This window comes from Arthrobacter sp. P4_F11 (assembly GCF_056401395.1).
In genome coordinates this window covers 189,958-196,696 of sequence record NZ_JBFUJK010000009.1, presented here as the reverse complement: position 1 = coordinate 196,696, position 6,739 = coordinate 189,958, and the positions used below count along the sequence as shown (strand labels likewise).

At 66.0% G+C, this 6,739-nt stretch carries 6 protein-coding genes; 2 read left to right on the top strand and 4 right to left on the bottom strand.

The genetic code is table 11. The annotated features are described in order from the left end of the window. A partial coding sequence (locus tag AC1DRO_RS12420; protein WP_476951022.1) for a M28 family peptidase occupies positions 1-311 on the top strand: 311 nt, incomplete at its 5' end. 112 nt (positions 312-423) lie between these two features. Here the strand turns inward: AC1DRO_RS12420 and AC1DRO_RS12415 are convergent. Both AC1DRO_RS12415 and AC1DRO_RS12410 read right to left on the bottom strand, forming a co-directional pair. Then, positions 424-1,395 (bottom strand): polysaccharide deacetylase family protein, encoded by a 972-nt coding sequence (locus AC1DRO_RS12415; protein WP_476951021.1) that lies wholly within the window; start codon positions 1,393-1,395, stop codon positions 424-426. A gap of 15 nt (positions 1,396-1,410) precedes the next feature. After that, the gene (locus AC1DRO_RS12410) at positions 1,411-2,940 is read right to left on the bottom strand and encodes a purine-cytosine permease family protein (protein WP_243178254.1); all 1,530 of its coding nucleotides are present in this window, start codon (positions 2,938-2,940) and stop codon (positions 1,411-1,413) included. A gap of 107 nt (positions 2,941-3,047) precedes the next feature. Here AC1DRO_RS12410 and AC1DRO_RS12405 point away from each other — a divergent pair, with 107 nt between their 5' ends. Beyond that, positions 3,048-4,592, top strand: a complete 1,545-nt coding sequence (locus AC1DRO_RS12405; protein ID WP_476951020.1) for a PucR family transcriptional regulator — start codon at positions 3,048-3,050, stop codon at positions 4,590-4,592. A gap of 36 nt (positions 4,593-4,628) precedes the next feature. Here the strand turns inward: AC1DRO_RS12405 and AC1DRO_RS12400 are convergent, their stop codons facing one another. Together AC1DRO_RS12400 and AC1DRO_RS12395 are read right to left on the bottom strand one after the other, a co-directional pair. Beyond that, on the bottom strand, positions 4,629-5,378 hold the full coding sequence (locus tag AC1DRO_RS12400) for an IclR family transcriptional regulator (protein ID WP_476951030.1): 750 nt from the start codon (positions 5,376-5,378) through the stop codon (positions 4,629-4,631). Between the two features lie 64 nt (positions 5,379-5,442). Further along, on the bottom strand, positions 5,443-6,699 hold the full coding sequence (locus AC1DRO_RS12395; RefSeq protein ID WP_476951019.1) for an aminopeptidase P family protein: 1,257 nt from the start codon (positions 6,697-6,699) through the stop codon (positions 5,443-5,445). Between the last annotated feature and the right edge of the window lie 40 nt (positions 6,700-6,739).

Here is a 6,739-nt window from a genome sequence, read left to right as displayed (position 1 = left end):
AGGAGGTCTTTTTCCGGTTCTTCGAAAGCAACTCGCTGCCGGCGGAAACAACGCCCTTTGTCGACGGCGACTCCGATTACGAACCGTTCCTCATGGCCGGCATTCCCGGCGGCGGGCTGTTCACCGGCGATGAGAAGTCAAAGACCAAAGCCCAGGTGCAGGCCTACGGCGGGGTGGCCGGCAAGGACCTCGATCCCTGCTACCACGAGGCCTGCGACACGATCGCCAACACCAACCCGGAACTGCTCACCGAAATGGCCGGCGCCCTGGCCTACGGCACCGTGGCCTACGCGATGGCCAAGACCGGCTAAACACCAGCTTCGCCGCCGGCTCCGGGCCGCCCCGCAGGAAGGTCCCCGGCCCAGCCACCTCTGCCGAGGGGCCGGGCCGGGGACCTGTGCCTGCCAGGGCCGAATTTGTGCCCTAGATTCCGGCACCGCGCCGCGCCGTGGCTCCCTGGGGCTGCCGCACGGCGGCCGGCGTGAACTGTGCGCCGGTGTCCGGGAATCCGGGCACGGCAATGCGCGCGTGGGTGTGGATCTCCTCGACGGAGTCGCGCGTGTGCTGCGCGATCTTCTCCATGGTGGTGACCCACATGCCGTCCATCGACTTGACCCGGTCCATCAGCTGCTCCAGGGCCACGGCCTTGGACGGCCGGCCGGAAATGAAGGGGTGGTTGGTCAGGACGAAGCAGCTCCCGGCAGCGTGGTGGGCTTCGGCCTCGAGCGTCCACATTTCGAGGACCTTGGCCGGGCTTTCGATGACGCCGCTTCCGGTGACGCCCGGGTAGAAGGCATACTGCTCCCAGTCGTCCAGAGCCCAGTCGACGGGGATTTCCACGAGATCGCGGGGGTCTGCCTCGGCAACGCTGAAGCGGTACGGCGCGTCGCCGTCGAGCAGGCTTGAGTCATACAGGAACCCGCGGTCGGCAAGGAGGGCGGGGGAATGCCAGTTGAGCTCCCACCATGGTGCCCGGTAGCCGGCCGGCCGGACGCCGGCGGCCTTGGCCAGGGCATCCAGGCCCCGGTCCAGGTACCGCGCCTCCGTGGCGGCGTCGATGCCTTGCATGGGTTCGTGCAGGTACCCGTGGTGTGCAATCTCGTGGCCGCCGTCGGCTATCCGGCGGACCACGTCCGGGTAGCATTCGGCGGTGAATCCCGGGACGAAGAACGTCGCCTGGATCTGCTGGCGCTCAAGGATCTGCAGGATCCGCGGGACGGCGACCTTGGGCCCGTAGGACTGGTGCGTCATGAGGGACATGCGCCTGGTGCTCTGCGGGTCATGGGCGATGGTGCAGGATTCGGCGTCGACGTCGAAGGTGAAGGACGCCGCGGCACGATTGCCTTCGGGCCAGGTGATGGGATGGGCGGTGTCGGCGAAAGCGGGGAAGTTCACGGGGTTGATCTCCTGCTAGAGGGCGGCGGGCGTGGTTGATGTGACCGGAAGGCCGGTTGCCTCAGGTGAATCTGCGGTCTGTTCGCTGGGGGTGGGGACATCCAGGAACTTCCTGTGGAACCGCGGACCGAGGACGGCGTAAGCCGCGGCGCTGGCCAGTCCCCCGGCGAGCCAAGACAGATCCCACCCACCCAGGGCGACGGCGATGGGGCCCTGCATGGCCGGCACCAGTCCGTACATGAACAGCCAGGTGGCGAAGATGCCGATGAGCAGTGAAGCGACACCGGCCGGATTCACGCCCGGCAGGCGTTTGGTGCCGACGGCGTCAAAGAGCCGGGACGGGTCGCCGGGCCAGCGCTTCTCGATCCAGAAGTAATGGACCAGCATGACTCCGCCCCAGGCAGCCACCCAGGCGACCAGCCCAATCAGCCAGGCGTCCAGCACGGAGGCGAAATCCTCCTGGAAGATGAAGAAGATCACGGCCGCGAGGGAGAAGACGCCGACGAACAGGTTCAACTTGCGTCGGCTGATGGAGATGTCCAGGGCCTGCGTGGCGACGGAAAAGGTGTAGATGTTCAAGATGTTGGTCGCGATCGGGCCGTGCAGCACCATGAGCAGCACCGGAAGGGCCAGCGCGCCGAAGTTCTGGACGATGAGTTTGCCGGGATCAATTTCACCTGTGTTGGTGGCCAGGCTGGCCCCTAGGATGCCCAGCCAGACGACCGGGATGAACTGGCCCAGCACCGAGGCGAGGTAGACCTTGCGCTTGGGCACCGTGGTGCTGACAAAGCGGGAGTAATCCGCAGCGTAGGTAAACCAGGTGATGCCCCAGCCGATGCCGATGGCCGTCATGACCGCGCTCATCGCGGCGATGCGTTCCGAGCCTTCCAGGATGTGGCCGGCAGGACCGGCGTAGGTCCAGTTGATCTTCATGCCGAACCAGGCCACTGCCGACATCACGGTCAAGATGATGATGGTGGGCGGCACGGTCCACTTCTCGAAGGCAGCGATGGCTTTATAGCCGAACCAGGCGATGGCTACCTGTACAGCCATGATGAAGGTGGCGATGCCAATCTTCCAGGCATAGTTCTTGGCCTCCGGGTCAACCCAGCCGAGCGTTCCGAACAGGGCCATGACCAGATCCAGGATGATCCAGGTGTTGACCGCACACCAGCCGATCACCAGGAGGGCCTGGATGCCGGCGGGCAGGTAGTTGCCGCGCCGGCCGAAGGCGGCGCGGGCCAGCACCATGCCGGTCGCTCCGGTCTTTTGGCCCAGCAGGACGAAGCAGCCGAAGAGCAGCATCCCGATGAGGTTTCCGAGGACAAGAACCGTGACGGTGTCCGCGAATCCCAGGCCAAGCTGGATGCCGAGCGCTCCGAGCACCCAGTTGATCGGGGCGAGATTGGCGCCGGCCCAGATCCAGAACTGGCCGGAGACCTTGCGGGTCCGTTGTGATTCGGGGATGGGCTGGAGCCACGCTTCGTGGTCTACGCTCGCTTCCGGCGCGGTGCCGGCAGGGGCCGCTGGGGATTTTTGACGCATGTGGAGCCTCCGAGGATGTGTGGGATTCCTCAAGAATATGTGTCGTGGGCCACATACGACTATATACAATGTGTCTTAATATACCCAGAGCAACGCGACGGAGTGTAATGTCCATCCTTCTTCAAGACGTCCTGAACCATCCGACCATGGCGGCCGCCGACCCCATTGTCCGCGCCGCGGCCAGGGCCGCCGCCCGGGCGCAGCTGCGGTGGATCCACTCCAGTGAAATCATTGATATCGCGCCCCTGCTGGCCGGCGGGGAACTTCTGCTGACGGGCGGAGAAGCCCTGGCCCTCGCCTCAGAGGAGCGGCAGGTCAACTACATCCGCCAACTGGCGGAGCGGGGCGTTGCCGCCGTAGCTATCGAAACCGGGTCCGCCCTGCCGTCCCTGCCGTCCTCAATGGTGGCGGCCGCCGAAGCAGCCGGCCTTCCGCTGATCGAACTTCGCGGGGTGGTGCCGTTCGTCGGAGTCACGCAGGCCATTAATTCGATGCTGGTCAGTGACTCGGTGTCCCAATTGCGGCGGGCCGATGAGGCCAGTCACGCGATGGCTGTCGAACTGGCGCACGGCGGTGGCCTGGACCGGATCCTCGCCGTGCTGGCCGGCATCATCAATGCCGAGGTGACGCTGACGTCCATAGCCGGCGCGACCCTGGCCAGCGCAAGCCCGGGGCGGGCCGAGGCCGCCGGCCCCGATGCCTCCACCGTTGGGCCGCAGGAGCAGGCACGCCTGATTCACATCGACGTGCCGATCCGCGGCATCCTTGCGGCTCAGCTGTTGCTGCGGGTCCCGGCGGACGAGGACCAGAACCTGGCCCGGACGGCCGGAAATCGTTCTGTCGACATCCTGGCCCTGGCCTTGCTGCAGCGAATGTCCCCCGGGCTCAAGGAAGTCGCCGGGGCGGCCCTGCTTCGCGCGATTGATTCCGGCAGCCAGGCCTGGCGGCTCCAGCAATTGGCTTCCGCGGCCGGGATTCCGCCGGGTGCCACAATCGTGGCCATCATGGTCCGCTCCGGCATGCTCCAACACCTCCGCGCTTCTGTGGAGCAGCTCTTGGCCCGGCGGGCGCAGCCCAGCGCAACCTATGTCGATAATGCCGAGCTGCTGGCGGTGGTGGTCCTCCCGGGCGATAGTCCGCTGGACAGCAGGGACGCACTTCTGGCTGGCCTGCGGGCGCTACCGGCCCCATCAGACACGCTGGTTGCCGTCGGCCCGGTGGCCGTCGGGATTTCGGAAGCCCCCTGGTCCTTGTCGGAGGCCAGGCTGACCCTGGAATTGGCGGGCGCGCTGGGGCAACCACATACGGGAACCCAAGGTCCGCACGGTCCCGTGATCGATTGCGAGGCATTCGCCGTCGAACGCCTTGCCGTGGGGAGCCTGGACCCTGGCCAACGGCGGAACTTCGTGCGCCAGCAGCTGGGGGCTCTCTTGGATTATGATGCGCAACGCAATTCCCGGCTGCTTGGCACCCTGGCCATGTGGCTAGATTCCGGCTGCAACACGGCCCAGGCGGCGAGGGAACTGCACGTGGAGCGGCAATCGATGCATCAACGGCTGCAGCGGATCTTCGAGCTGTGCGGCGGCGACCCCCGGCGGACGGGCCGGCTCGCAGCGTTGCATTTGGCCGCGCGGCTGGCCCGGCTCAGCTGACGTGCGCTCGGCGCCTTAGTCCGGGCGCGGGCCGCGCTAGCCGTTGCTGGACGCGCGCCCGCCCAGCCGGCTGGTGATTTTGTCGGCCGCAGCGGCGCACGCTTCGCCCAGGCTCTGCAGAGCCTCGCGTGAGACGCGGAACCGGGGCGCCGAGATCAGGACGGCCGCCACGATGTCGCCGCGGTGGTCGTGGACGGGAGCGGCGACGCCCACTTCATCGATGGAGGATTCGCCGTAGTTGATGGCCCAGCCCCGGGCCGTCACGTCCTTGAGCTTGATCTGGTAGCCATCCAGGCCCGCGTCATCGAGTCCCGGGTAGCTGATCGCTCCGCTGCGCAGGAGCACACGGACGCGTTCGACGGGCGCTGCGGCCAGGAAGACCTGCACGGAGGCGCTCATGGCGTCGGTGTACCGGGCTCCCAGCGGGGTGGTGTGTTTGATCTGGTGGTGGCTGGCGATCTGCTCCACGCACATTGACTCTGCGCCGTTCCACACCATGAGGGCGCTGGTTTCGCCGGTCTGTTCGGTAAGTTCACGCAGGACGGGATACGCCACCCGCCGTTCTTCCAGTTCGGCCAGCAACGGCCCGGCGACGGCGATCAGTCCCAGCCCGAGACGGAAGCGGCGGGTTTCCGGATCGCGTTCCACCAGGTGTTCCTGCTCGAAGGTGGCCAGGATGCGGGAAACGGTGCTTTTGTGCAGGCCCACCCGGTTGGCGATCTCGGTGACTCCGAGCAAAGGTTCGTCCGCCGTGAAGGTTCGCAGCACGGCGATGGCGTTAACGATGACGGAGGCGCCACGGTGGACGTGGCGCCGCTTCTCTCCGTCCCGTTCAGGGTGCGTGGGCGCCTCAGGCTCCGATGATGTTGTATTCGGGGCCGAACGGGAACTTCGTGATGTTCTCGGCCCCGTCTTCGCCGACCACCAGGATGTCGTGCTCGCGGTAGCCGCCGGCGCCGGGCTGGCCATCCAGGACCGTGATCATGGGTTCCATGGAAACCACCATGCCCGGTTCGAGCACGGTGTCGATGTCCTCGCGGAGTTCCAGACCGGCTTCGCGGCCGTAGTAGTGGCTCAGGACGCCGAACGAGTGTCCGTAGCCGAAGGTCCGGTTGGCGAGCAGTCCGTGGCCCACGTAGATCTCGTTCAGTTCGGCGGCGATGTCCTTGCAGACAGCTCCGGGCTTGATGAGCTCGAGGCCGCGCTTGTGGACCTCCACGTTGATGTTCCACAGCTCAAGGGAGCGGGCGTCGGGTTCGCCGTAGAACAGGGTGCGCTCCAGGGCCGTGTAGTAGCCGGAGGTCATGGGGAAGCAGTTCAGGGACAGGATGTCGTGTTCCTGGATCTTGCGCGTGGTGGCCCAGTTGTGGGCGCCGTCGGTGTTGATGCCGGACTGGAACCACACCCAGGTGTCCCGGATTTCCGAATCCGGGAAGGTCCGGGCGATTTCGTGGACCATGGCTTCGGTGCCGATCAGGGCGACCTCGTACTCGGTGATGCCGGCGGTGATGGCGTTGCGGATGGCTTCGCCGCCGAGGTCGCCGATGCGGGCCCCGTGCTTGATCACCTCGATCTCCTCGGCCGATTTGATCATCCGCTGGCGCATCGCGGCCTGGGCCACGTCCACCAGGGCTGCCCCGGCAAAAGCCGCCTGGATCTTGTTGCGGTTATCCAGCGGGAGCGAATCGTCTTCGACGCCGAGCCGGCGGGGGTTGATGCCGCGGGTGCGCAGCGCCTCCTGGATGGCGAAGATGTAGTTGTCCCGGCGCCAGTCGGTGTACACCACGTTGTCGCCATAGCTGCGCCGCCACGGCATGCCGGCGTCGATGTTGGCCGTGACGGTCACGGTGTCGTCCTTCGTGACCACCATGGCGTAGGACCGCCCGAAGTAGGTAAAGAGGAAGTCCGAGTAGTACTTGATGGAGTGGTAGCTGGTCAGGACGACGGCGTCCAGGTCCTTATCGGCCATGATGCGGCGCAGTCCGCCGAGCCGGCGCTCAAATTCGGCGTTGGAAAAGGTCAGCTCTTCCTTCTGCCCGTTGTGCAGGACTTTCAGTCGCTCCAGTTCGGCGATGGACGAAGCGTTGTTCGACGTTGCGATGGTCATGGTGGTGGTGCCTTTCTGCGGTTTGATTTCTTAGGAGGAA